Here is a 25,304-nt window from a genome sequence, read left to right on the forward strand (position 1 = left end):
GGAAAAGGCGTAAATATCAAAGCATGTTTGCATGAGGCGCTGGGGCGCCCCATGCAACACGTAATTGGGACATAGCCTTTTTAATCCCGCACAACTGGGTGGTGGCCTCTCCCTTGTCGGAACAGTTTGGCAATCACATCCGTGAGAAAGGCAGTTACCGCAACAATCAGGAGTACGGTGTAGAGTAGTAATGACCTTATTCACTATCGAAGACTTAGCTGATCTAAGTGCCCTGAGCGAGTCAGAACAAGTCGAGTTTAAGCTAGCTGGTGGCCGAGATGGCAAAGGTGCTCTGCCGCAAGATTTCTGGGCCAGCTATTGCGCCATGGCTAATAGCCTCCTGGCGGATCTGGGTGAGGTCATCCCAACCGGCTGCTTTGACGGCAGGCAACAGGAACTTTGAGATGATGTCAGCTTCGGTCAGCTTGGCTTTGTTGATGGGCGACACTGGACGCTCCTATGCAAGTGAAGAATCGTCCTAACGTTCTCATTAATACTGGTGTGTACGGGAAAGAAATGAGTCCAAAACTTGAGCCAAGTCGGCTCTATTATGCCGGTATGGGAATCCACGTAGCCATAAGCCGTGGGTTGCACAGTTTCAAAGAGATGGCAATGCGCAAGGTCACCGGATATACGCGGTCTGAATGACAACGTGGACAATGAACGAGGATGGTGGCATTGAGGAATATCGAGCCTCAAAAGCAGCCATTACACTAGATGTTCGACCGTTCGAAGGCATTACCTGAAAATGTAAGAAAATGGCTATTTTTGCGCAAAAACAGCCAATTAAATGACATGCGCAATTAAATTTGTAATGAAATTATCGTATGAAAAGCTAGTTTTAGTAATGATTTCAGTGCAAATCAGTCAGTCATACAACCTGATTTTGTTCTATTTTTTCACCATACGAAATATATTCCTCTGTTGCTGGCACTGGGGTGGTGGGCATTTCTGCTCTACTTCCGCATCCCGCTCAAACAGGGGGCCAAGGGGTTTTACGGGATCATCGGCATCGGTGGCGGACTGGCCGCCTTCCTCAGCCTGATGATGGTGCTGACTCACTGAGTGCCACAGCCACTCGATAACGAAAAAGGCCACCGAGTTCCGGTGGCCTTCTCACTATCCGGGTTACTGCTCCAGCGCCGGATTGAGGTAGTAGTGTCGATTGCTCCCCTGCCCCAGCACCCCTTGCGACAGCAGATGGTGGAACACCCGATCCACCTCCTCCAGCGAGAGTGATAGCGCCTGTGCCACCGAGCGCTTGCTGCACTTGAGCTCACCGCTCACCAGCGCACCGCGCACCTGCGCCAGCACCTCGGGGGCGGGCTCGGGCGGCAGCATGGGCTCGGGCTGGGCCGCCATCGCTAACGCCTCCTGCGCCTCTCTGCGAGCTTGATCCTGCTGCCAGCGCCACATCCGGCGAAAGCGGTTCTCCTCGCCGATAAGACTGACGAAAAAGGCACCGAACACATCGAGCAACACCGAGAGGAAGCAGACCAGCAGGAACTGCACCTGACTGATGCTCATCCCCACTCCGTCCGCCAGACTGCTCATCAGCCCCAACATGGAGGATTGTTCGTTGACCGGTTTGGCATCGCGCTGCTGACGCAGCTCATCCTGCTGCAAGCGCAGCTTGGTGTTGGCGTGCTGCAACGAGGAGACGCCGCTGGAGATGCGCTCCAGCTCGATATATTTGCGGGCCGCCTCCTCGTTGAGCTGGATCTGCCGCTCGATGCTGGCGATCTGCTCGTCAAAACGGGCAAGCTCCCGCTCGTGGCGCGCCTGCTGGCTCAACACCGTATTGGTGGCGCTGTTGATGCCACCGATACTGCCGCCGATGGAGATGGCCGCCAGCACGCTGTAGAACAACAGCGACCAGAAAGCACCACTCAAATCCCGCCGCGCCTTGCGCTCGCCGTACTCGTACCAGACGTAAAACTTGCCCAGCTCGAAGATGATGGCCAAGCCGCCGAACAGCCACTTCATCAGCGGGTTGTCATCGATGGAGAGGAACAGCAGCAGGGAGAAGATAATGGAAGCCAGAATGGCCAACCCGGTGAAACTGTATACCGTCGTCAGAGCAAACCACCCCTTGGGGTAGCGCAATGTGGAGGAGTCCTGTGTGGTCATGATGAAGGGGTGTGCTGTGCAGGAAAAGTTGGCTGCCGATTATAGTCGCCAGACTCGCCCAGAGAAGGGCAAATGACTGAATTCCTTCAGATTGGCAACCAGCTGCCCAGAGTGCGACCAAAACGGACAAATCGGCAGCAGAAAAGCGATACAATCCCTCCCTGACTTGATCATGTAGTGAGATGGGGAACAGTTCCGCCCGGGTTCAGCTCCGGTCTGTACACTCATCCACCGTTGCAATTATCCGAGGCCATCATGAACAGTAAGACCACTTTGCTACTCTCCCTTCTTCTGGTTACCGGCAGCGCCGCAGCGACCCAGCAATATCAAGAGAGCAGTGGCTCCGAATTCTCCGTCGATGAGCTTAAATTCAATCTGGACTGGGATGACAAGCAGTTCGGCTGGACCCAGAACGACTGCCTCGACTTGGGGGTTGGCGAAACCGCCCCGGCCGACTGCAGGGCGGTCAAATTCAATCTGGAAGATGAAGAGAACCGTAACCAGCCACCGCAAACCAACCAGCTCCCTGCCAACTCGCAGAGTGGCCAATAACGACAGGAGTACCCTTGCGATGACCCAAGCCAAACATAACCCCGTTATCCAGCGTGGCGCCCTGCTGCTCTCCCTGCTGATGGCACATGGCATCGCGGTTGCGGCACCGCCAAGCAAAAATGGCGATGGCATCAAGATCTCCGGTGATGACATCAAGTTCAATCTCGACTGGGATGACAAAGAGTACGACTGGTGGCAGGACAACTGTCTGGATCTTGGCATTGGCGACAGCCGGATCAAACTCAACTGCGACAAGATAGATGGCAAGTACCGGGATCACTACAACCGCAGTATCCACAGCGGCAATAACCCCGGGCAAGGTCACGACAAACAGAAAGATAAAAACAAGGGCAATGGCAAGAAGAACTGAACGCCCTCTCCTGATGCAACAGGGGCTTGGCGCCCCTGTGCTGATTGTTTACCAATAATTCTCCGCACTGATATTGCCCGGCGCACGCCTCAGATTCTTGGCCAACCCCAGCGCCAGCAAGGTCTGCTGGGTCTCTTTCACCATCTCCGGATTACCGCAGATAAGCACTTGGCTCAGCTCGGGTGAGAACTCCAACCCCACTCTAGCCTGCAACTGACCATTGGCAATCGCCGCCGGGATCCGCCCTGCCATTGCATCGGGCCAGGGCTCGCGGCTGACAAAGGGGACATAGCGAAAGCGCTCGCCATATTGCTCGGCAAAGCTGGCGATCAAATCCTGATAGCTCAGCTCTTCGCCTTTACGCACCCCGTGCACCAGCACCAGATTCTCGAAACGGTTGAAGACCTCGCCATCGGCCAGCATAGAGAGGAAGGGGCCGATGGCAGTGCCGGTCGAGAGCAGCCAGAGATCGCGCCCAGCGGGCACCTCATCCAGCGTCAGAAAGCCGGTCGCCTGGGATTGCACCAGCAGGGTATCGCCTGCTTGCAGCGAGCCAAGGGACGGAGTCAACTCACCACTCGGGATCTCGACCAGATAGAACTCGTGGTATGGCGCAGAGGGGGGATTGACAAAGGAGTAGGCGCGCTGAATGCGGCGATCGCCCTGCTCGAGGGCAAGCTTGGTGAATTGGCCTGCCTTGTAGGGGGCCAGCTCGGCCGCTACCCGCAGGGAGAACAGGGTGGGTGTCCATTCGATGCGTTCGATGACGCGGCCTTCTACCCAAGCCATAAAGATCTCCTCCAGTGGAACAGACCTTCACTCTACCCCCGGGCCGGAAAATAAAAAACCCGCGCAAAAGCGCGGGTTTTCTCTGCAAAAGCGAATCGCTATTACAGGGCAACAACCTGGATCTGTACGGTTGCTTTAACGTCAGCGTGCAGCTGAACAGCAACTTCGTAGTCACCGGTGTTACGCAGAACGTTGCCCATGCGGACTTCGCTCTTGGCAACGGCTACGCCGGCAGCAGTGATGGCTTCAGCCACGTCACGGGTACCGATGGAACCGAACAGCTTGCCTTCGTCGCCAGACTTGGAAGCGATAACCACGGTAGCCAGTTCGGCCAGCTTGGCAGCACGCTCTTCAGCAGCAGCTTTGTTGGCAGCCAGTTTGGCTTCCAGCTCAGCGCGACGAGCACCGAAAGCTTCGATGTTGGCCTTGGTGGCCATAACAGCTTTGCCTTGCGGGATCAGGTAGTTACGGGCATAACCAGATTTCACGGAAACTTGGTCACCCAGACCGCCCAGTTTGGCGATTTTGTCGAGCAGGATAACTTGCATTACCTTTCCTCTATAAATTTCGTTGAGTTAGGCTTAAGTGCCGGGCCGATTCTTACTTGTTGTGCAGATCGGTGTACGGCAGCAGAGCCAGGTAACGAGCACGCTTGATGGCGCGTGCCAGCTGACGCTGATACTTGGCGCGGGTACCGGTGATACGGCTCGGTACGATCTTGCCAGATTCAGTGATGTAGTTTTTCAGAGTAACGATATCTTTGTAGTCGATCTCGGTAACGTTCTCGGCGGTGAAGCGGCAGAACTTACGACGACGGAAATAACGTGCCATGGCCTTTATCCTCTAGTCAGTGATCCAGAATTACTCTTCGGAAGCAGCTTCAGTAGCTTCTTCGCGGCGCTCGTCGTCACGACGGGTGAAGCGCTCTTCTTTGGCCTTGGCCATCGGAGAAACTTCAGTCACGGCGTGCTTGGTGCGCATGATCATGTTGCGGATAACGGCATCGTTGAAGCGGAAGTTGGTTTCCAGCTCATCGATAACGGCTTGCTCTGCTTCTACGTTCATCAGAACGTAGTGGGCTTTGTGCAGTTTGTCGATCGGGTAAGCCAGCTGACGACGGCCCCAATCTTCCAGGCGATGAATGGTACCACCGGAGGTGGTGATGGCGCCGGTGTAACGCTCGATCATGCCGGGAACTTGCTCGCTCTGGTCCGGATGAACCATGAAGACGATTTCGTAATGACGCATTTTAGCTCCTTACGGATTAATTCAGCCTCCGCCCAGGTGCAGCCAGACCTCGGAGGCAAGGAACATAAAGGTGTTTAGTCGCTGCTTTTCTAGGGCGGCGTATTGTACGAAATCACATCCCTCACTGCAACTGACTGCCTTAAATGTTTTTCCCGATGGAAATCATCAGAAACAACAATTGATAATGATTATCACTTAGATCTATTCTCTCTCCATATCCTTATGGAGGGTGATGCCATGCAACCCGCACTGACGACTACGATTCCAGCCCGCAAATTCAAACTGACCCTGCTCGGGCCTGCCTTTATCGCCGCCATCGGCTATATCGACCCGGGCAACTTCGCCACCAATATTCAGGCGGGCTCTACCTTTGGCTACCAACTGCTCTGGGTGGTGGTATGGGCCAACCTGATGGCCATGCTGGTGCAGACCCTCTCGGCCAAACTTGGCATCGTCACCGGCAAGAATCTGGCGGAGCACATCCGCGACCGACTGCCGAAACCGGCGGTCTGGGCATATTGGGTACAGGCCGAGATCATCGCCATGGCCACCGATCTCGCCGAATTTATCGGCGCCGCCGTCGGCTTCAAGCTACTGCTTGGCGTGACCCTGCTGGAGGGTGCCTGTATCACCGCCGTGGTGACCTGGGGGATCCTGATGTTGCAATCTCGCGGCCAGAAACCGCTGGAGTTCGTGGTAGGCGGTCTGCTGCTGTTTGTCGCGGCGGCCTATATCGTCGAGCTGATCTTCTCCCGCCCCCATCTGCCCAGCCTGCTGGAGGGCGCCCTCTTCCCCGGTCGGCCCAACAGCGATGCCGTCTATCTGGCCGCCGGTGTGCTCGGTGCCACAGTGATGCCCCACGTTATCTATCTGCACTCGGCACTGACCCAGCACACGCAGGATCAGGGCTCGGTCAGCCAGCGGCTGCACACCACCCGGGTCGATGTGGCGATTGCCATGACCATCGCCGGCTTCGTCAATCTGGCGATGATGGCGATGGCGGCCGCCGCGTTCCACAGCTCGGGCCACCAGCAGGTAGCAGAGCTGGAATCCGCCTACCAGACCCTCACTCCACTGCTGGGTCAGGCTGCCGCCACCCTGTTTGGCCTCTCGCTGGTCGCCTCCGGCATCAGCTCTACCGTGGTGGGCACCCTGGCCGGGCAAGTGGTGATGCAGGGCTTTGTCCGCTTTACCATCCCGCTCTGGCTGCGTCGCGCCATCACCATGGCTCCCGCCTTCGTGGTGATCGCCATGGGTCTCAACACCACCGAAATTCTGGTACTGAGTCAGGTGATACTGAGTTTTGGCATCGCGCTGGCCCTGATCCCGCTGTTGATGCTGACCGGCGATCGGGCGCTGATGGGGCAACATCGCAACCATCCGGTCACACAAGCCATCGGCCGCCTTATCGTTGCGCTGGTGATTGGCCTCAACGCCTATCTGCTGGTCGCCATGATCTAGCGAACCGTAAAACCGAGAAGAGGGGCTCATTAACTCTGGTTAATGAGCCCTTTCGCACTTTGGCGTATGCTGCCGCTTTCTCTTCTCATTTATCGTTGCGGGAGCCTTGCCATGGAACATACCCGAGCCAGCTTCGTACTGGGCCATCATCAGGAGCAGGCCAGCGTGGTCTGCTGCCAGCGTGGCGACACCACGCTGCTGGTCACCAACCTCACCCCCTTTCATCCCCAGAGCCACCTCTGGCCCGATCAGCCGGGGGATGTGGGCCATGTTCGCTGGGAAGGGGGCGAAACAACCATTGGCCCTTGCCGAATGGGGGCCATCAGCCCGGATGGCGAGCTGTTCGTCGATACTGCCATTCCGGTCAAGCGGGGAGCAGAGGAGTGGCGTTTCGTGGTGGTCCATCCGCTGACCGGTGACCATGAGCTGGCCGTTGGCAGCCAGGTCGAATTACAAGTAGATAGCGCTGCCCGCCACGCCCTGAGTCTGGGCCATAGCGGCTGCCATCTGGCGGCACTAGCCCTCAACCGGGTACTCATCCCCTACTGGCGCAAGGAGGTAAGCGAGTGTGATGCACTGGGCCAGCCCGACTTCGACCGCCTGGCTATTCAAAGCTCTCGGGTCGAGCCTTGCGGATCACGGGAGCAGTACCGCATCGGCAAGAGCCTGCGCAAGAAGGGGGTCAACAGCGAGGCGCTGCTGGCAGATTTGGCGGTGATTGAAGAGAAGGTCAACCAGCAACTGGCCGACTGGATCGCAGCAGGGAGCGAAATCCGCCGCAGCCGCGCTGGTGAGGCGATCATCGATTCCCGTTACTGGCACTGCATGCTGGAAGGCCAGGAGGTGACCATTCCCTGTGGCGGCACCCATGTTGCCTCGCTCGCCGAGTTGGGAGAGGTCAAGGTACAGCTCATTCTGGTGGAAGAGGGCTTTGCCATGCTGACCCGGGTCACGCCAACCGACGCCTGAGTCGCAGACTTGACCACTCAGGGCTAACGCCCAAATTGGCAATGAAGTATCGCAAAGAGGGGCATCATCATGCCCCTCAACGCCAGTCATGACGGACCGATGCTTCTCTTTTAACCACTCCCTGATTAGAATGCGCCTCCCACAGGAGGCACATCACCCATGAGTAGTACCCAACTACGCACCACCCCGGATCGACTTCGTTATCTGGTTCTCTACGAAGGCATCGGGCTGGCACTGGTCGCGCCGCTGATCAGCCAGCTGTTCGGTCAGGGCGTCGCCGAGGTCGGTTCACTGGCCATCTTCTTCTCCATCGTCGCCACCGCCTGGACCTATGGCTGGAACCTGTTGTTCGACAAGGGGTTGCTCAAACTTTGCGGGCGCACCAACAAGCGACCACTGGACCGCTTCCTGCACGCATTTGGCTATGAGGCGAGCTTCATGATGCTCTCCCTCCCTTGCGTCATGTTCTGGCTCGATTTGGGAGTATGGGACGCCCTGATGCTGGATCTCGGTTTCGTCGCCTTCTACCTCGTCTACATCATGGTCTTTACCTGGGCCTATGAGCGGATCTGGCCGCTGCCATCCAACCCGCAGACGGCATAAGGCCTCAGCCGCAACGAGGCTGACAGAAGAAACCAAAAAGGCAGGAAAAGTCAGGAAGGACTAATAGGAAGGATGGGAGAATCCCATAAAAACAATGCCAGTCAGCAAGCTGACTGGCATTGGACAAAACAGACTTTCGGACTTACTTGACGGCGTCTTTCAGAGCCTTGCCAGCCACGAATGAAGGCACGTTGGCAGCAGCAATCTGGATCTCTTTACCAGTTTGCGGGTTACGACCGGTGCGGCCTGCGCGGTGGGTGACCTTGAAGGTGCCAAAACCGACCAGTTGCACAGCATCGCCTTCTTTCAAGCTCTGGGTAATACCATTGATGATCTCTTCCAGAGCCACTTTGGCCTGAGCTTTGCTCAGATCTGCTTTGGCGGCAATCGCATCGACAAGTTGAGCTTTGTTCATAACATTTCCTTTATGATCGGGCATTTAGCGCTGGGTCACTCTATGCAAAAAAAAACGTACAGGCAAAGCCTTTATCGAGCCGAACGCGTCAAACGCTGGGGTTTTCATCAAGATCTGCGGAAATAGTCACATTCCACACGCGAAAAACCGTGAGCAGGCCTGAAACCTGCTAGCACGCAGACACAATCCACTGACTATTTCTTCGCCACTTAACATTATCCCCCCATGGCTATTGACGCTTGCCCAGATTTTCCCTAGTTATAGGTTGTGTCACTGCTCAAACGGCTCGGAATACCGAACAATCGGCCAGCCTTTGCCCCACGGAGGGATAGGGATTATGTTGACGAAACTGGAACAGACCAAGCAGGCGCTGGCAGGCAAGCATAAAGCTATCGACGACTGGCTGGATGCAAGGCAAGCGCTGCTGGTTGGATACATGCAGCTGGCAGGCCTTACTCCGGCGCGGACCAAGCAACGCAGCCTGCCCAAAACAGAAGAGCTGCATCAGTTTTGCGACCGCCTGGTCGACTATGTCAGCGCGGGCCATTTCGAGATCTACCACCACGTCGTCACCGCCTTCGAGCAAGCCAGCGGCGAAACACTGGAGCTGGCCAAGCGCATCTATCCCCATATTCGTAACAGCACTGAATTCGCCCTCGAGTTCAACGACAAATACAGTGATGCCGACGAGGCCCAATTGCTGCTACTGGATGATGATCTCAATGAGTTGGGTCCGGTTCTGGAAGAGCGGTTCAAACAGGAGGACCGCCTGGTCAAGGCGCTTCATGTGGTGGAATCCTTGAGTACCCAGCAAGCCTGAATGCCATTTTCGGAGCAAGTTCAAGATACTGGCAACCAAGGTGGATTACACTCAGAGCAATGACCCTAGCGTCCACACTTATTGCATACAGGAGATGAGCATGTCTGAGCGCCGCCGTTTTGCACGGATCCTCTACTTGACCATGGCAGAACTCACCCAGGGGGAACAGAAGTGGCAGACCCAGCTTGTCGACGTCTCCTTGCAGGGCGCCCTGCTGATCCGCCCCGACGACTGGGAGAGCCGTGACAACAAGGAGTACCAGCTCAGCTTTATCCTGAGCGGTAGCGATATCGAGATCAAAATGCAGGTCGAGCTGACCCACGAAGCCAGCAAGAAGCTGGGTTTCTACTGCCACCACATCGATATCGACAGTGCCACTCATCTCAAGCGGATGATCGAGCTTAACGTCGGCGACGAAGAGCTGCTCCACCGCGAGCTGGAACAACTGCTGAGCGAGCATCTGGAACACAGCCAGCCCTGATGGCAGGTGCCAGCCCATAAAAAAGAGCGCCGAGGCGCTCTTTTTTCGTTGTGCGGTTGTCTCGATTGCAATGCTGAGGGATTACAGCGCCTCGAGTGCCTCGGACAGCTTCTTGACCGGCACCACTTCCATCCCTTCGATGGGATGCTTGGGGGCATTGGCGTGCGGCACGATTGCGCGACGAAAACCGTGTTTGGCCGCCTCCTGCAACCGCTCCTGGCCGGACGGCACAGGGCGAATTTCACCGGAAAGGCCCACTTCGCCGAACACCACCAGATCCTTGGGCAGCGCCTGGTCCCGGAAGCTGGAGACCATCGCCAGCAGCAGCGCCAAGTCCGCACTGGTCTCCTCGACCTTGACCCCGCCAACCACGTTGATGAAGACATCCTGATCCGCCATCTGCAACCCGCCGTGACGGTGCAGCACCGCCAGCAACATGGCGAGCCGGTTGTGATCCATCCCCACCGCCACCCTGCGCGGGTTGGAGAGCTGGGAGTAGTCCACCAGCGCCTGCAGCTCCACCAGCAGCGGCCGGGTGCCCTCCCAGATAACCATGACGATGGAACCGGGCGCCTGCTCCTGCCCTCGGCTGAGGAAGATAGCGGAGGGGTTACTCACCTCGCGCATCCCCTGCTCGGTCATGGCAAAAACCCCCAGCTCGTTGACCGCGCCGAAGCGGTTCTTGTGGGAGCGCAGAGTCCGAAAACGGGAATCATGGCCACCATCAAGCAGCACAGAGCAGTCGATGCAGTGTTCCAGCACCTTGGGGCCCGCCAGACTGCCATCCTTGGTCACATGGCCCACCATGAAGATGGCCACATGATTCTGCTTGGCATAGCGGGTCAGCAGCGCCGCCGCTTCGCGCACCTGCGAGACAGAACCGGGGGACGATTGCACATCCGCCACATGCATCACCTGAATGGAGTCAATCACCATGATTTGCGGCTGCTCCTGCTGGGCAATCAGGCAGATCAGCTCGACGCTGGTCTCGGAGAGCATCCGCAGCTTGTCGGTGGGCAGCCCAAGGCGGTTGGCCCGCATCGCCACCTGCTGGAGCGACTCCTCGCCGGTGACATAGAGGGTTTTCATCCGTTCAGCGAGACCACACATGGTCTGCAGCAGCAGGGTCGACTTGCCCGCCCCCGGGTTGCCGCCGATCAGAATGGCCGAGCCGGGCACCACACCGCCACCAAGCACCCGATCCAGCTCCTTGAAACCTGAGGTAAAACGGGGAATTTCGGTGGTGGCAATCTCTGCCAGTGTCTGTACCTGACTGCCGACCGCGCCGGCATAACCGGTGTAACGGGCACTCTTGCCAGCTGGGCTCACCGAGCCGAGGCGCACCTCGGTGATGGTATTCCACTCCTTGCACTCGCTGCATTGACCTTGCCAGCGTGTGAAGTCGGCACCACATTCGGAACAAACATAAGCAGTTTTATTTTTGGCCATTGATAACTCGGGGACAGGATGAATTCCTGCTTGATATACTTGTTTGCGACCGACAGATCAAACCCAGAATCGGAAAAGTGACTTTCCGTGGCAGGAACAAATGGATTCAGAACACCAGCAACATCTGATTGAACAACTCGTCCCCTTGCTGCGGGAGAAAGATTTCGAGGAGATCTTCAACCGCATGACTCAGGAGGAAAACAGCAACAGCCGTTTTCTGATCAAGATGGAGCTCAAGCGCAAGTGCTCCCCCTGCCGCAGGGTCATCGACATGCGCGATGAGCTGGAGGATGAGTGCCTGGTGCATGAGTTCGACGGCATCACTCACTTCATGCCCGCCGATGCGATTGCCCTGTTCCAGTCCCAGTGCTATCTCTACCGCGATATCTATACCCTAGGTGTCTACGAGGCGCTGCAACAGTGGCAAAAACAGCACCACAACGCCCGCGTGGATGGTCAGCTGTCGCCGCCGGCCAGCCCCTTCCGGCAATATGATGTCAACACCATTGCCTTTGCCAGCTACTACGGCCGCCGTCAGGAGCGGATGCACTTCAGCTCGCCGGTGCTGATCAAGTTTCAGGATGGTGAGAAGCTGTTCGCCAAGAGTTCCGATCTCTCGCTGGGTGGCATGCGGGTCTCGGTTCCCTATCTGCCGAACTATCACACCGGCGCCCAGGTGGAGGTCTTCTTTACCGGACTGGAGCGGGATACCCCCAATCCGGTGCTGCACCAGCCGGTCGGCTATCAGATCCTCGGCGAAGAGAGCAAAGAGGGGAAATACTGGCTGCGGCTGGTACGCTCCGGCGAACAGCCAGCCTTTGATGCCTTCCTCAGCGACTTTATCGATGCCAACAAGATCCGCTATCGGGTCAGTGTCGACTATCTGCTCTCCGCCGCCATCATCAAGGGGTATGAGCAGTTCTATCTGCCACGGATGACCGGTATGCCGCTCTTCTTCGGCACAGGCGACAGCCCCAATCTCGAGATTGCCCTGCGTACCGAGAACAACCAGCACCTGCTGGAGTATTGGCGCGATGAAAAAAACCGCGATGCCCTCGCGGGGCTTTTCAGCGCAGAGCGGATGAAACGGCTCTGTCCGGCCCCCGGCACCACCACCGAGACCATCATCTACTGCTTTACCCACACGGTGCGCAGCCACATCTACTTCTTCTCCGCCACCGCCGAGGAGCTGCGCCAGAGTGGCCTCACCGCCCTCTTCTTCCAGGTGGGCTCGCGCCGCCCCAGCTGGCGTGTCTACAAGTTCACGCTGGAGGCATGCGATCTGGTCGAGGCGGATGTGGGGCAACTGCAGGGGCAGGACAACCCGCAGTTACAAGACATCCTGCTGCTCGAGCGGCTCAAGCAGATCGGCTACTGCGGCCTGCTGCAGGAGATCGGCCTGGAGTCCCAGCGGGAAGAGTTCCATCAGGAGGGGGTCAGCAACAACGCCAACGAGCTGCAACGCTTTGGTCACGAGCAGGGGGTTGCCCCGTTCGAGATCGAGACCCTGCACTATGTTCAGTTGCGCAAGGAGTCGCGCTACATCCACAAGACCGCGGTCGCCATCCATCACAACGGCAAATCCTGGATCGGCTGGACCCGCGATATCTCGACTCACGGCCTGCAAATCGAGCTGGAAGATGCCTTTATCGGCGAGAAGAACGATGTGGTGACCATCGCCCTGCCCCGCTTGCAGGAGCTCTCCAAGAGCATGGATCTGCAGCGTCTCTCCTACCGGCTGGTCAGCCTCAACATGACCCGCACCGTGCTGCACCTCTGCATCGAAGGGGATTCGGATCGCCATACCGGCCGCCAATTCTTCAGTTTGCTGATCGAGAGCAACCAGAACAAGCTCAAGGCGGCGCAGGAGCAGCGCCGCTATCGTGGGCTAGCACGGGCACTGCGCAACATCTACACACACCACTTGTTCAACTCGCCGGTCTACGTCAACAAGCTGAAGGGGGCCCCCAAACCGGCCTCCATCGGCAAGTCTCTGCAACCACGCAGTCTGCAGCGGCTGCTGCAAGCCTGTGCCGAGCTGCCGGAGCAGGAGAACCTCTACCCGCTGTTTCAGGGGGAGTTGCTCAAGGAGCTGTTGATGAACCCGCTGCGCGCCATCGAGCGGGAGGACAAACCGAGAGAGGACGAGGTCTATATCGCCAGCATCCAGACCAAGGCCGGCCTGCCCATCTTCAGCAGCCGACTGGCCAGCAGCTTTGCCAATGTCAAAGAGAAGCGTCAGTTCATCGAGCTGGCGCAGCAACAGGGGGAGTTCTACTCGGTGCTGGTCGGCATCTCCCGTACCGGACGGCCCGACACCAACTTCATCGCCAACGAGCTGGACTACATCGCCAAGTTCGCCATCCACAAGGCGCGCAAGCTGGAAGAGGAGCTGTGGAGCGTGGTGGGGGTGGGCGAACTGACCGATACCACCCAGGCCACCCTGTTCCGCTTTGGCATCACGCCACCGCTGAACTGATGATCCGGAAACAGACAGAAATGAAACAGGGCGCTCGAGGCGCCCTGTTTTTTGTCATGCCGCCTGCGGGTTGAGCAGCCAGTCGAGGATCTGGGGGAAGTGATCCTCCTGGGCCTGCGGGGCGGTCAGCATATTGATGTGGTCGTAATCGAGGCGGTTGCCGTTGTCCCGCCCCAATCGGGTGTGACGAGTTGCCGAACCCATCTCGTCGCTGAAGCGGCGCACATCGGTCGGGTGACCCAGCACCTTGTCCGCTTTGGCCGAAATCATCCAGAGCGGTGGCCAGTTGACCCGTGCCGCCGCCTCGTCATAGGCAAAACCGTCGTGAGGATCCTGCCAGGGGCCGCACTTGACCCAGGGGATGGTCTCCTGCAGATAGCGCAGCGGCTCGTCGTCAGCACCGATCTTCAGAGTGCGAGCCGCCAGAAAACCACGGCGGCGAGCCAGCCAGGGGGCCAGCCGATTCCAGATCAGATCCACCTTCAGCCAGCGCTCGGGATTGTGCACCGACACACCGCGCTTGGTGCCAAAAAACAGCAGGCTGGCCACCTGATCCGCCAGCTCGGGGAAGCGCACCAGAGTCGAGGCCATGATGACACCGCCCCAGGAGTGGGCCACCCAATGCACCTTGAAGCCATGATGGCGCTCGGCAATCCAGCGGTGCAGGGCGGGCAGATCCTCGGTGATCAGCTCATGCTGACCGTGCTCCGCCTGCTCGGCGATAGCCGGAGTGCTGAGCCCCCGCCCCCGCAAATCAGCCACATAGACCTGATAGCCGTGGCGGGCCAGAAAGCAGGCCAGCCCCTTGCCCGATTCGGTATAGAAGATCCGCCCGTTCTCGATGGCACCGTGCACCATCAGGATCGGCTCGCCATGCACGGCGACCCGGGGTTTGATGTGGCGCACATGCAATTGATGGCCACCACAGGGGATAAACAGAGACTGCTGCAACAATTCCATTTTAATGGGTTTCCTCCTTGAAACACTGTCAGCGCTTGTCCCAGCGTTGCTCGCTGCAAGCCCGCGCCGCCAGCAGGCAGATCACCCCCTCCAGATCGTGATGATTGAGGGTGGCCGCCGCCTGCGCCCGCACCAGCGGCTTGGCGTGAATGGCGATGCCAAGGCCCGCGATCCCCATCATCTTGAGATCGTTGGCACCATCGCCGATGGCCACGGTCTGGGCGGGTGCAATGGCATATTCGGCAGCCAGCTGCTGCAACACCTCAGCCTTGACGCTGGCATCGACGATACGCCCGCTCACCTTGCCGCTCAGCTGACCCTCCTCCACCGCCAGCTCGTTGGCGAAGATAGCATCGAGCCCCAGCTCGCGCTGCAACTGGCCAGCAAAACGGGTAAAACCGCCGGAGGCGATGGCCACCTTCCAACCCGCCCCTTTGAGGGTATCGACCATCAGCTGCAAGCCAGGCATCCAGGGCATCCATGCCGCCACCTCGTCGAGAATGGTGACCGGCGCCCCTGCCAGCAGGGCCACCCGGTTGCGCAGACTGTCGGAGAACTCCAACTTGCCCTGCATGGCAGCAGCTGTTACCGCCGCCACCTGATCGCCAACCCCGGCAAGGCGGGCAATCTCGTCGATGCACTCGATGCGGATCGCGGTGGAGTCCATGTCCATCACCAGCAGGCCGGGCTCATTCAGGGTCGGTAGCGCGGGCAGATGGCAGAGATCGATCTCCCACTCACCGCTCTTGAGCTCGGCCACCAGCTCGGAAGAGAAGCGATCGCAGCCAAGCAGCAGCAACGGCACGCCCGCCACCTCGGTGGGAGGATAGAGGGTGGCCGCCAACTTCTGTGCAGCCAACAGTGGCGACAGACGCGCCAGATGGGAGGCGCCCAGCCCCTTGCCAAACAGCACCAACCAGCCGCCAGCCTGCGGAGTCTCTGTCGGTTGCAACGCATCTGCGTGGAGCTGCCAACAGGGTGAGCCGGACAACAACGCGGGCCAATCGGATAACAGAGGGGGGAGCCGGGACAACAACATAAGGGATACGCCTTCCTTGGTGATCAGGGAGTTAACAATGCTGGCCCAGAGTAGCGTATTGCTTTTTGTACAGGCAAGCGCCAAGATCCCGCCACTCCTTGTTACCATGAGGTCTCGCGCTTGCAGCGTCATCTTCCCATCAAACGTGTTCTCAGCCTGGGTGCCGGTATCCTGCTCGGATGCTGGGTGCTTGGTGTGCTTATCCATATGCAGGGTGAAAGCCAAGCCTCGCTGCACAGCGAAGCGCGCAACCGGGCGCAGGCGCTGGTCGCCTATGCCGCCCGAGACATGAAACGCTGGATCAAGGAGGAGAAGAGCAGCGAGCTGGAGCGGCTGGCGCGGGATCTGGCGGCGGAGCCGGAGATCCTCGATGCCACCCTCTACGACGGACGCGGCATTCCCCTCGCCCAGTCTGAGCAGGCGGTGCCGCTGGAGAGCCTGCTGCCCATCGGCAGCGATAACAAGTCACTGCCGGAGCAGGGCAAGGGGCGGATCCAGTTCGTACAGGAGATCCGGGATGGCGAGCAGACCATCGGCTTCCTGCGCATCACCCTGGAAGAACAGCAGATGCTGGCAGACAAGGACACCCGGCTCAAGGTGGTGCAGGAGAAACAGCGCCTGATGCTGCTGGTCGCCCTGCTGGCCGGGGTGCTCATCTCCTACGGCGTGCGCCGCAACTACATGCGGGTGCGCAAGCACAAGAAAAAGAGTACGCCCCCCGCGCCACCTCCGGAAAATTGATGGCGCAACCAATGAGCAGATACAAAAACGGCGGCCAGAAGGCCGCCGTTTCTTATTCGCAAGGGAATTACTTGTCGCCCAGCAGGACGGAATCCAGTGCGATTTCGATCATGTCGTTGAAGGTCAGCTGACGCTCTTCAGAGGTGGTCTGCTCACCGGTACGGATATGGTCGGAGACGGTGCAGATGGTCAGTGCCTTGGCACCGTATTCTGCGGCCACGCCGTAGATACCGGCGGCTTCCATCTCGACACCCAGGATGCCGTACTTTTCCATGACGTCGAACATGGAGGGGTCCGGGGTGTAGAACAGGTCGGCGGAGAAGATGTTACCGACGCGCACGGCAACGCCCTTGTTCTTGGCGGCCTGCACGGCATTGGCAACCAGATCGAAGTCGGCGATGGCAGCGAAGTCGTGATCCTTGAAGCGCAGACGGTTTACTTTGGAATCGGTGCAGGCACCCATACCGATCACCACGTCACGCAGTTTCACGTCTTCACGCACAGCGCCACAGGAGCCCACGCGGATCAGGGTCTTCACACCGTAATCGGTGATCAGCTCTTTTGCGTAGATGGAGCAGGAGGGGATACCCATGCCGTGACCCATTACGGAGATACGACGGCCCTTGTAGGTACCGGTGAACCCGAACATGTTGCGCACATCGCAGATCTGCTCGACGTTCTCCAGGAAAGTTTCAGCGATATACTTGGCGCGCAGGGGGTCGCCCGGCATCAGCACGGTATCAGCAAAGGCGCCATCTTTCGCATTGATATGAGGAGTTGCCATTCTCTTGATTCCTTCACACTAGGTTGAGTTTTATTGTTTTATAAATTGCCCGCCGCCGAAGTGGCGGGCGGGTAAATTACAGGAAGCTGGTACCGTACGCCAGTTTCGGCAGGCCATGGTAAGCCGCGATGCTCTGGCCGATATCGGCAAAGGTCTCGCGACGACCAACGGAGCCGGCCTTGACCGGCTTGCCGAAGAACAGCACCGGAATGTATTCACGGGTGTGGTCGGTGCCACCCCAGGTCGGGTCACAGCCGTGGTCGGCAGTCAGCACTACCACGTCGCCATCTTGCAGCAGATCAAACAGCTCCGGCAGGCGGGAATCGAAATACTCCAGCGCACCGGCATAACCGGCAACGTCACGGCGGTGGCCGTAGGAGGAGTCGAAGTCGACGAAGTTGGTGAAGACGATGGTGTTGTCACCGGCCGCTTTCACCTCTTCCAGCGTGCGATCCCACAACTCGGTCAGACCGGTCCCTTTCACCTGCTTGGTGATGCCCTGTTGGGCATAGATGTCGGCAATCTTGCCGATGGAGACCACCTGACCGCCCGCATCTTTCATGTAATCCAGCACAGTCGGCGCCGGCGGCAGCACTGAGTAGTCGTGACGGTTGCCGGTACGCTTGAAGTTGCCCTTGCCAGTACCTACGAACGGACGCGCAATCACGCGGCCGATGTTGTAGGGCTCCAGCAGCTCGCGCACGATGTGGCACAGCTCATAGAGCTTCTCGAGGCCGTAGGTCTCTTCGTGGCAGGCAATCTGGAACACGGAGTCGGCAGAGGTGTAGAGGATCGGTTTGCCGGTCTTCATGTGCTCTTCGCCCAGATCATCCAGCACCTGTGTACCGGAGGCATGGCAGTTGCCGAGATAACCTGGCAGACCTGCCTTCTCGACTATGGCGTCCAGCAGCTCCTGCGGGAAGCTGTTGTGGTGATCCTTGAAGTAGCCCCACTCGAACAGCACGGGCACGCCGGCGATCTCCCAGTGACCGGACGGGGTGTCTTTGCCGGAGGAGAGCTCCTGAGCAAAGCCGTAGGCACCGACCACCTCGATATCTTTCTTCAGCCCTTCCGGGAAGTAGCCGGAGGCCTGCTCGCAGGCGTGGCCCAGACCCAGCTTGTTGAGGTTGGGCAGATTGAGGGCACCGCGGCCTTCAATTTCACCTGCCGCACACGCCTTGGCGATATGGCCAAGGGTGTTGGCGCCCACATCTCCGAACTTGTCGGCATCGGCAGCAGCGCCAATACCGAAAGAGTCCATCATCAGAATAAAGGTACGTTTCATGGGTCTTCCCCTTGTTACAAATCGGCCAGGGTGATACGGCGGTACACTTCAGGCAGTGCTTCCGGCCGCTCGCCACCAATCCGGACAGCCGCCTGCACCATGCTGGCAGCCTGAGCATATTGCTCTTCAGTCTGAGCGTGGATCATCGCGATCGGCTTGTCAGCATCGACGCTTTGACCCAGGCGGATAAAGTCGGTCAGACCGACCGCATAATCAAGTTTGTCACCGGCAGCGCGCCGACCACCGCCCATGGCGACCACAGCCAGACCCAGTTCGCGGGTATCCATGGCTGTCACAAAACCGCTGTTGGCCGCGTAGACCGGGCGCACGATGGCAGCCTTGGGCAGGTAAGCGTCATAACGCTCCATAAAATCGGCCGGGCCACCGAGACCTGTCACCATGCGACCGAAGATCTCGGCCGCCTTACCGTTATCCAGCACCGCCTGCAGCTTGGTGCGGGCATCGCGCTCGTCGCTGGCCAGACCGGCGGAGATCAGCATCTCGGCGCACAGCGCCATGGTCACTTCGTGGATGCGCGGGTTGCGATATTCACCGGTCAGGTAGCGCACCGCTTCACGCACTTCCACCGCGTTACCGGCGCTGGAGGCCAGCACCTGGTTCATATCGGTCAAGAGCGCAGAGGTGCGGCAACCGGCACCGTTGGCCACGGCCACAATGCTCTTGGCCAGCTCTTCGGACGCTTCGAAGGTCGGCATAAAGGCGCCGGAGCCCACTTTCACATCCATCACCAGCGCTTCGAGCCCGGAGGCGAGCTTCTTGGAGAGAATGGAGCCGGTGATCATGGCGACAGATTCGACGGTGGCGGTGATGTCCCGTACTGCATAGATACGCTTGTCAGCGGGGGCGAGATCGCCGGTCTGGCCGATGATGGCGACACCCGCCTCTTTCACCACTTTCAGGAAACGATCGTTGTCGACCGAGGTCTGGTAGCCGGGAATGGCGTCCAGCTTGTCGAGGGTACCGCCGGTGTGGCCCAGACCACGGCCGGAGATCATCGGCACGAAACCGCCGCAGGCAGCGACCATCGGGCCAAGCATCAGGGAGACAACGTCACCCACACCGCCGGTGGAGTGTTTGTCGACAATCGGGCCACCCAGATTGAGGTGATCCCAGGTCAGCACCATGCCGGAGTCGCGCATGGCGCAGGTCAGGGCAACCCGCTCATCCATGGTCATGTCTTTGAAGTAGACCGCCATCGCCAGCGCGGCGATCTGCCCCTCGCCGATGGTGTTATTGGTAATGCCCTGAACGAAGAATTGAATTTCTTGGGTACTGAGCGCTTCACCGTTGCGCTTCTTGCGAATAATTTCTTGAGGCAAAAACATCTTTCATTCCCTCCGCCATTGCTGGCGTTACACAAGCCTGAATCCTTGCCCACACACCGCATGGTGGGGGCTAACAGGGCGGACAGCCGTCCGCCCTCTCATCAACCTATTAGTAACCGCTGGTGTTGGCCGGCTTGTCGCCATGCCCCAGAGTGGCCAGCAGACTGGCCAGCAGGCTGGATGCACCAAAGCGGAAGGTACGGGCGGATACCCAGTCGTTGCCGAGGATCTCTTCGGCCATGGCCAGGTACTGACCGGCAACGGCTGCATCTTTCACGCCACCAGCTGGCTTGAAGCCGACTTTCGGATTCTTGGCCTTGATCACTTCCATCATGATCCGCGCCGCTTCTGGGGTCGCATTGACCGGCACCTTGCCGGTGGAGGTCTTGATGAAGTCGGCACCGGCATCGATACAGATCTCGGAAGCGCGACGGATCAGCGCCTCTTCTTTCAGCTCGCCGGTTTCGATGATCACTTTCAGCAGCACGTTGGCACCACAGGCCTCTTTACAGGCTTTGACCAGATCAAAACCGATCTGTTCATTACCAGCCATGAAGGCGCGATACGGGAACACCACGTCCACTTCGTCGGCACCGTAGGCGACAGCGGCACGGGTTTCGGCCACGGCGATCTCGATGTCGTCGTTGCCGTGCGGGAAGTTGGTCACGGTCGCAATGCGCACATCGGCAGCGCCGATCTCACGCAGGGTCTTGCGAGCGATAGGGATAAAACGGGGGTAGATGCAGACGGCGGCAGTCAGGCCAGCCGGTGACTTGGCCTTATGGCACAGGTCGATCACCTTCTGATCGGTGTCGTCATCGTTCAGGGTGGTCAGGTCCATCAGGTTCAGGGCGCGCTGAGCGGCCACTTTCAGATCAGTCATTCTGTTCTCCAAAGTCTCGATTTAATCCAGATAACCGGGCACCACCATACCATCCAGCGATGGATGCACAGGCAGTAATCCCCAGCTATACGGGAATGGAATTACAGTGCGAAGGCACCGGCACTATCGGGATGCTATTCAAAACACCCTGCAGGCACTGCGACTGTAAATAAGGCAAGAGCCCTGTCACTTTCTTACAAAAGTGCGGACTTGGTTCCATGAAGACTTGAGAAAGGCCGACAACATCTGACCCGACTTCCCAATCAATTCCATTTGACCGCCAACACCCGATTTCATCGAGTATTAGTCATTGCCAGCACCCTGCTGGCAACGCCTATTTCAGCCGAGATACCCCCTGTTTGCAAGCCGGATTTGCCAATTTCAGAGGTACCTCACATCTGGCAAATCCAGGTCTAAAAAAGCCTTACGAAAAGAAACGAGTCAGGATCCAGGAGTAGGCCAATCCCCCCAGATAGACCCCGACGATCCCCATTACCCCGGACAAAACGGGAGGCGCCGGGATCGGCAATTTGAGGAAAGAAAACAACAAACCAACTATAAAGCCGGCCACCATCGCCAGTAGCACTTCATTCATATAACCTCCGATTTGACTCATTTTATTATTAGTTTAGATAGGAAAACGGTTGTCACCGCTCCATACACGAACGCCACGGCAGATGCCGTGGCGTTCGTGTTTATACCCTGTCAGTCAGGCGGCGATTACATGCCGGACAGTGCCAGGAAGAAGCCTGCGATAGTGGCAGACATCAGGTTGGACAGAGAGCCAGCCAGTACGGCTTTCAGACCAAAGCGTGCAATGGTACCGCGGCGGTTCGGCGCCATTGACCCCAGACCACCCAGCAGGATGGCAACGGAGGAGAGGTTGGCAAAACCACACAGCGCGAAGGAGATGATCGCCTTGGTGTGATCGGACATGGCCACACCGTTGATCAGCACTTCGTCTTTCAGGTACGGAGCGAAGTTCAGGTAAGCCACGAACTCGTTCACTACCAGCTTCTGACCGATGAAGGAACCGGCAACCACTGCTTCATTCCAGGGCACACCGATCAGGAAGGCCAGCGGGGAGAAGATCCAGCCCAACAGCAGTTCCAGAGAGAGTTGCGGATAACCGAACCAGCCACCCACACCGGAGAAGATGCCGTTGATCATGGCAATCAGACCGATGAAGGCCAGCAGCATGGCGCCGACGTTCAGGGCCAGTTGCATACCGGCAGAGGCGCCAGCAGCAGCAGCGTCAATGACGTTGGCAGGCTTGTCATCCAGCTCGGCATCGGCAGAGCTTTCGTCGTAGTTCGGGGTCTCGGTCTCGGGAACCAGCAGCTTGGCGAACAGCAGACCACCCGGTGCAGCCATGAAGGAGGCAGCAATCAGGTACTCCATCTTCACGCCCATGGAGGCGTAACCTGCCAGTACGGAACCGGCAACGGAAGCCAGACCACCACACATGACGGCGAACAGCTCGGAGTCAGTCATCTTGGCGATGTAAGGACGAACCACCAGCGGCGCTTCGGTCTGACCGACGAAGATGTTGGCAGTTGCAGACAGGGATTCGGTGCGGGAAGTACCCAGTACTTTCTGCAGACCGCCGCCCAGCAACTTGATGACCATCTGCATGATGCCCAGGTAGTAGAGCACTGCAATCAGGGAGGAGAAGAAGATGATGACCGGCAGAACACGGAAGGCAAAAACAAAGCCGCCGCCACCGAACACTTCAAACATCTTGTTGCTGACCAGACCGCCAAACAGGAAGTCGATCCCGTTCTGGCCGTAGCTGATCACGCTGGATACCGCGTCGGACACGCCGACCAGGATATCGCGACCAACCGGAACATAGAGAACAAACGCCCCCAGACCGGCTTGAATTGCGAACGCACCGACAACGGTACGGACGTTGATTGCCTTGCGATTGCTGGAGAACAGCACCGCGATAAGGACGAGCGTCGCCATCCCTACCAGACCCATGAACAAATTCATTATTATCTTCCTCTAGTAGCACCTGGCTTGTTAGCGAGTTGTTATCAAACCCAACTAATCAAGGGGAGCGCATTATACTAATTAAAGTCCGATAAAATAGAATGCTGGTCACATTTTATCGTTATCAAAATGTCCAAGTGTCACAAAATTAGACAGCAAACGATTTTTACGCTCATTTTTTTTCCTGACAACTAAATCAGGTGTTGCGAATTTGTTTCATGGCTATTGGTCGTGATGGAAAATATGCCGGGCAGTTTCAAATAACACCTCGGCAACATCTGCCGATGGTTCATCCCGCAAGGTCATCAATATTTCCGCTATTTTCGGCAGCGCTTCCGGGGTATTCCGGGTGCCTTGTGCGCCTTGCAACGGCATATCTGGCGAATCGGTTTCCAGCACCAAAGCCTCGAGCGGCATAGCCCGAAATACCTCTCGCGTCTTGTTCGCCCGCTCAAAACTGATTACCCCGCCCACCCCGAGTCGAAAGCCTAGTTGCCAGAAAGCCTCCGCCTGCTGCAACGAACCGCTGAAAGCATGGATCACCCCGCCACGAGGCGGCTTGAAACGGCGCAACAGCTTGGCCACAGTGTCATTGGCACGCACCGAGTGGATCATCAGGGGAAGCCCGACATCGGCAGCCAGCCGGATCTGAGCCTCAAACAGCGCAAGCTGCCCCTCCTGCGGCACGTGAGAACGGAGGTCCAGCCCGCACTCGCCAATGGCCACCAGCCCGGCAGGCTGGCTCATCACCAGCGTTCTCAACCGCTCCATCACCCCCTCCCGCTGTTCACCGGCATACCAGGGATGAATGCCCAGACCATAAAAGAGGCCGTCATGTTGCTCTGCCAGTGCCATCACACGAGTCCAGTTATCCTCTGCGATGGCAGGAATGATATACTCCGTCACCCCTAATGCCCGACAACGGGCCAGCAGCGCCTCCCTGTCCTGGTCGAACACCGGAAAGTCGAGATGGCAATGGGTATCTATCAGCTGCATATCACTCACACCTGTTTGCGGTATTTAATGGGTCATTGAACATGATGAACAACAGAAACAACGGCTTTACCCTGATTGAACTGGTGCTGGTGATCATAGTGCAGGGGATCCTGGCCGTCACCGCCCTGCCCCGCTTTATCAATATCAAGGATGATGCCCTGAAAAGCACGGTCTCGGCGACCGCAGGCAGCTTTGCCAGTGCAGTTCAGCTGGCTCATGCTGGGTGGACGGTGAAAGTACAGGGGCAAGCGATCGCGCTCTACAACCTGAGCAGTTTTGGCGTGAAAAATATGGATATCAATATGTATGGCTGGCCTGTTGGTTCTGATGAAGACCAAGGTCAAAAAGGACTGGATGAAATGTATATAACAGGCCAGTCCGATTACATATCCGTTAGCAGCGGAGCTGATTGCCGCTTTCTATTTGAAGACATGATGGATAGCGACTATAGCGTAGAAGCGGTAAATTTTGGCCCGGTGATTGATAGTAAAGCGGATTACTTAACAGATGTTGTCTCCACAGGAGCGATTGATGCGAATGGCGAAGAGCATCTTAACTGCCGCTATATCCTGCGCGACTCAATCAACCGCTTCCAAACCAGCTCGGATTATCTAAATGGCCTCGGCTTCGAGTACAACAGTGTTACCGGTGCCGTGACCCGCAATTTTGATTGAGCTCAGCCTCTTCTGCGCAAGCTCGCTCTTTAGTTGAATCATCATCATAACGAACCGGCGTGCAGCAGCGCCGGTTCTCCTGGGTGAGCTCCCACTCCTCGCACCACGCGTCATAACGGGCCAGCCAACGCAGCAATACCCCCTTCATCGTCACACCTCCGCCAACGGATTCGGTTCAAGAACCATCCTAATCAGAGTCGGCAAAGTGAGCAAGCCATCCTCACTATTGCGGTCGGGCGAGATAAAAAAGAGCCTGTCAGCATGGCTGACCGGCTCTTTTAACATTCCCTGAAGAGGTTATCCGATGAGCGACAGCTCATCAGCCTCACAGACTCTTCAGCTTCTCTTCCGGCAGGGCCAGCTCGTCGTTGTGGTTGACGCCGATACCGCGCTCCAGCACATGACGGGCGATGGCGTGCGCCTCTTCCAGCGAGTGCATGCTGTAGGTGCCGCACTGATACTCGTTCAGCTCGGGGATCTTGGCCTGATCCTGCACGGTCAGCACGTCGCTCATGGCTGCCTGCCAGGCTGCGCCAACACGGGCTTCGTCCGGCGCGCCGATCAGGCTCATGTAGAAGCCGGTACGGCAACCCATGGGGGAGATGTCGATGATCTCCACGCCGTTGCCGTTCAGGTGATCACGCATAAAACCGGCGAACAGGTGCTCCAGCGTATGGATACCGCGCTCGGAGAGGATCTCCTGATTCGGCACACAGAAACGCAGGTCGAACACGGTAATAGTGTCCTTGTTCGGGGTCTGCATGGTCTTGGCCACACGCACCGCTGGCGCTTCCATACGGGTGTGGTCAACGGTAAAACTGTCCAATAACGGCAT

At 57.9% G+C, this 25,304-nt stretch carries 29 protein-coding genes; 11 read left to right on the forward strand and 18 right to left on the reverse strand.

Going from position 1 to position 25,304, the window contains the following annotated elements:
- Positions 1-262: 262 nt before the first annotated feature.
- The gene (locus tag OKC42_RS11755; RefSeq protein WP_270819790.1) at positions 263-448 is read right to left on the reverse strand and encodes a hypothetical protein; all 186 of its coding nucleotides are present in this window, start codon (positions 446-448) and stop codon (positions 263-265) included.
- A gap of 476 nt (positions 449-924) precedes the next feature.
- Here OKC42_RS11755 and OKC42_RS11760 point away from each other — a divergent pair, with 476 nt between their 5' ends.
- Positions 925-1,065, forward strand: coding sequence for a hypothetical protein (locus tag OKC42_RS11760; RefSeq protein ID WP_270819791.1), 141 nt, complete (start codon positions 925-927; stop codon positions 1,063-1,065).
- Positions 1,066-1,128: 63 nt separating this feature from the next.
- On the opposite strand, the gene OKC42_RS11765 is transcribed toward OKC42_RS11760, so the two are convergent.
- Entirely contained in the window at positions 1,129-2,130 is a 1,002-nt protein-coding gene (locus tag OKC42_RS11765) for a Preprotein translocase subunit SecY (RefSeq protein WP_270819792.1), read from the reverse strand.
- Between the two features lie 255 nt (positions 2,131-2,385).
- Here OKC42_RS11765 and OKC42_RS11770 point away from each other — a divergent pair, with 255 nt between their 5' ends.
- Together OKC42_RS11770 and OKC42_RS11775 are read left to right on the forward strand one after the other, a co-directional pair.
- Positions 2,386-2,682 carry a hypothetical protein gene (locus tag OKC42_RS11770; RefSeq protein ID WP_005348982.1) on the forward strand — a complete coding sequence of 99 codons (297 nt, stop codon included), beginning with the start codon at positions 2,386-2,388 and terminating at the stop codon, positions 2,680-2,682.
- A 19-nt stretch (positions 2,683-2,701) separates the two neighbouring features.
- Positions 2,702-3,052, forward strand: a complete 351-nt coding sequence (locus tag OKC42_RS11775; RefSeq protein ID WP_270819794.1) for a hypothetical protein — start codon at positions 2,702-2,704, stop codon at positions 3,050-3,052.
- A 48-nt stretch (positions 3,053-3,100) separates the two neighbouring features.
- On the opposite strand, the gene OKC42_RS11780 is transcribed toward OKC42_RS11775, so the two are convergent.
- The 4 genes from OKC42_RS11780 to rpsF all read right to left on the reverse strand — a co-directional run bounded on the left by OKC42_RS11780 (position 3,101) and on the right by rpsF (position 5,089).
- Positions 3,101-3,841 (reverse strand): ferredoxin--NADP reductase, encoded by a 741-nt coding sequence (locus OKC42_RS11780; RefSeq protein ID WP_151286227.1) that lies wholly within the window; start codon positions 3,839-3,841, stop codon positions 3,101-3,103.
- A gap of 101 nt (positions 3,842-3,942) precedes the next feature.
- On the reverse strand, positions 3,943-4,389 hold the full coding sequence (rplI, locus tag OKC42_RS11785) for a 50S ribosomal protein L9 (protein ID WP_005340490.1): 447 nt from the start codon (positions 4,387-4,389) through the stop codon (positions 3,943-3,945).
- A gap of 52 nt (positions 4,390-4,441) precedes the next feature.
- Positions 4,442-4,672: a 30S ribosomal protein S18 gene (gene rpsR / locus OKC42_RS11790; protein ID WP_005308890.1), complete on the reverse strand. Its 231-nt coding sequence runs from the start codon at positions 4,670-4,672 to the stop codon at positions 4,442-4,444.
- A 30-nt stretch (positions 4,673-4,702) separates the two neighbouring features.
- Complete coding sequence (gene rpsF / locus OKC42_RS11795) at positions 4,703-5,089, reverse strand: 30S ribosomal protein S6 (protein ID WP_005308887.1); 387 nt, start codon at positions 5,087-5,089, stop codon at positions 4,703-4,705.
- A gap of 237 nt (positions 5,090-5,326) precedes the next feature.
- Here rpsF and OKC42_RS11800 point away from each other — a divergent pair, with 237 nt between their 5' ends.
- The 3 genes from OKC42_RS11800 to OKC42_RS11810 all read left to right on the forward strand — a co-directional run bounded on the left by OKC42_RS11800 (position 5,327) and on the right by OKC42_RS11810 (position 8,122).
- On the forward strand, positions 5,327-6,550 hold the full coding sequence (locus OKC42_RS11800; protein WP_270819796.1) for an Nramp family divalent metal transporter: 1,224 nt from the start codon (positions 5,327-5,329) through the stop codon (positions 6,548-6,550).
- A 111-nt stretch (positions 6,551-6,661) separates the two neighbouring features.
- On the forward strand, positions 6,662-7,519 hold the full coding sequence (locus OKC42_RS11805; RefSeq protein ID WP_270819797.1) for a hypothetical protein: 858 nt from the start codon (positions 6,662-6,664) through the stop codon (positions 7,517-7,519).
- Positions 7,520-7,678: 159 nt separating this feature from the next.
- Positions 7,679-8,122 carry a PACE efflux transporter gene (locus OKC42_RS11810; RefSeq protein WP_005358045.1) on the forward strand — a complete coding sequence of 148 codons (444 nt, stop codon included), beginning with the start codon at positions 7,679-7,681 and terminating at the stop codon, positions 8,120-8,122.
- Positions 8,123-8,264: 142 nt separating this feature from the next.
- On the opposite strand, the gene hupA is transcribed toward OKC42_RS11810, so the two are convergent.
- A complete protein-coding gene (hupA, locus tag OKC42_RS11815; RefSeq protein WP_005340484.1) occupies positions 8,265-8,537 on the reverse strand; it encodes a nucleoid-associated protein HU-alpha in 273 nt (90 codons plus the stop codon).
- Positions 8,538-8,874: 337 nt separating this feature from the next.
- Between hupA and OKC42_RS11820 the strand changes: the two genes are divergently transcribed.
- Both OKC42_RS11820 and OKC42_RS11825 read left to right on the forward strand, forming a co-directional pair.
- On the forward strand, positions 8,875-9,357 hold the full coding sequence (locus OKC42_RS11820) for an Rsd/AlgQ family anti-sigma factor (protein ID WP_005348975.1): 483 nt from the start codon (positions 8,875-8,877) through the stop codon (positions 9,355-9,357).
- A 100-nt stretch (positions 9,358-9,457) separates the two neighbouring features.
- Positions 9,458-9,838, forward strand: coding sequence for a PilZ domain-containing protein (locus OKC42_RS11825; protein ID WP_005340482.1), 381 nt, complete (start codon positions 9,458-9,460; stop codon positions 9,836-9,838).
- An 81-nt stretch (positions 9,839-9,919) separates the two neighbouring features.
- Here the strand turns inward: OKC42_RS11825 and radA are convergent, their stop codons facing one another.
- Positions 9,920-11,287 (reverse strand): DNA repair protein RadA, encoded by a 1,368-nt coding sequence (radA, locus tag OKC42_RS11830; protein WP_270819798.1) that lies wholly within the window; start codon positions 11,285-11,287, stop codon positions 9,920-9,922.
- 100 nt (positions 11,288-11,387) lie between these two features.
- Here radA and OKC42_RS11835 point away from each other — a divergent pair, with 100 nt between their 5' ends.
- Entirely contained in the window at positions 11,388-13,766 is a 2,379-nt protein-coding gene (locus OKC42_RS11835) for a PilZ domain-containing protein (RefSeq protein ID WP_019445559.1), read from the forward strand.
- A gap of 54 nt (positions 13,767-13,820) precedes the next feature.
- Here the strand turns inward: OKC42_RS11835 and OKC42_RS11840 are convergent, their stop codons facing one another.
- On the reverse strand, positions 13,821-14,726 hold the full coding sequence (locus tag OKC42_RS11840) for an alpha/beta hydrolase family protein (RefSeq protein WP_005340477.1): 906 nt from the start codon (positions 14,724-14,726) through the stop codon (positions 13,821-13,823).
- Positions 14,727-14,754: 28 nt separating this feature from the next.
- A complete protein-coding gene (gene serB / locus OKC42_RS11845; protein ID WP_151286224.1) occupies positions 14,755-15,765 on the reverse strand; it encodes a phosphoserine phosphatase SerB in 1,011 nt (336 codons plus the stop codon).
- 120 nt (positions 15,766-15,885) lie between these two features.
- On the opposite strand from serB, the gene OKC42_RS11850 reads away from it, so the two are divergent.
- The gene (locus OKC42_RS11850; protein WP_005348965.1) at positions 15,886-16,506 is read left to right on the forward strand and encodes a YtjB family periplasmic protein; all 621 of its coding nucleotides are present in this window, start codon (positions 15,886-15,888) and stop codon (positions 16,504-16,506) included.
- Between the two features lie 67 nt (positions 16,507-16,573).
- Here OKC42_RS11850 and deoD read toward each other — a convergent pair whose 3' ends face one another.
- From deoD to OKC42_RS11885, 7 genes are all read right to left on the reverse strand, one after another.
- Positions 16,574-17,290 carry a purine-nucleoside phosphorylase gene (deoD, locus tag OKC42_RS11855; protein ID WP_005340471.1) on the reverse strand — a complete coding sequence of 239 codons (717 nt, stop codon included), beginning with the start codon at positions 17,288-17,290 and terminating at the stop codon, positions 16,574-16,576.
- 76 nt (positions 17,291-17,366) lie between these two features.
- On the reverse strand, positions 17,367-18,575 hold the full coding sequence (locus OKC42_RS11860; RefSeq protein WP_123173778.1) for a phosphopentomutase: 1,209 nt from the start codon (positions 18,573-18,575) through the stop codon (positions 17,367-17,369).
- Between the two features lie 14 nt (positions 18,576-18,589).
- The gene (gene deoA, locus OKC42_RS11865; RefSeq protein ID WP_019445563.1) at positions 18,590-19,921 is read right to left on the reverse strand and encodes a thymidine phosphorylase; all 1,332 of its coding nucleotides are present in this window, start codon (positions 19,919-19,921) and stop codon (positions 18,590-18,592) included.
- A gap of 109 nt (positions 19,922-20,030) precedes the next feature.
- Positions 20,031-20,804, reverse strand: coding sequence for a deoxyribose-phosphate aldolase (deoC, locus tag OKC42_RS11870; protein ID WP_005340468.1), 774 nt, complete (start codon positions 20,802-20,804; stop codon positions 20,031-20,033).
- Positions 20,805-21,228: 424 nt separating this feature from the next.
- Entirely contained in the window at positions 21,229-21,399 is a 171-nt protein-coding gene (locus OKC42_RS11875) for a XapX domain-containing protein (protein WP_005340467.1), read from the reverse strand.
- A gap of 125 nt (positions 21,400-21,524) precedes the next feature.
- A complete protein-coding gene (locus tag OKC42_RS11880; protein ID WP_005340466.1) occupies positions 21,525-22,799 on the reverse strand; it encodes a NupC/NupG family nucleoside CNT transporter in 1,275 nt (424 codons plus the stop codon).
- A gap of 222 nt (positions 22,800-23,021) precedes the next feature.
- The gene (locus OKC42_RS11885) at positions 23,022-23,795 is read right to left on the reverse strand and encodes a TatD family hydrolase (RefSeq protein ID WP_106843900.1); all 774 of its coding nucleotides are present in this window, start codon (positions 23,793-23,795) and stop codon (positions 23,022-23,024) included.
- 41 nt (positions 23,796-23,836) lie between these two features.
- On the opposite strand from OKC42_RS11885, the gene OKC42_RS11890 reads away from it, so the two are divergent.
- Entirely contained in the window at positions 23,837-24,469 is a 633-nt protein-coding gene (locus OKC42_RS11890; RefSeq protein ID WP_270819799.1) for a type II secretion system protein, read from the forward strand.
- 325 nt (positions 24,470-24,794) lie between these two features.
- Here the strand turns inward: OKC42_RS11890 and luxS are convergent, their stop codons facing one another.
- The gene (gene luxS / locus OKC42_RS11895) at positions 24,795-25,304 is read right to left on the reverse strand and encodes an S-ribosylhomocysteine lyase (protein WP_005340462.1); all 510 of its coding nucleotides are present in this window, start codon (positions 25,302-25,304) and stop codon (positions 24,795-24,797) included.

It is taken from the genome of Aeromonas sp. Y311-2 (genome assembly GCF_027706025.1).
GTDB lineage: Bacteria > Pseudomonadota > Gammaproteobacteria > Enterobacterales > Aeromonadaceae > Aeromonas > Aeromonas veronii.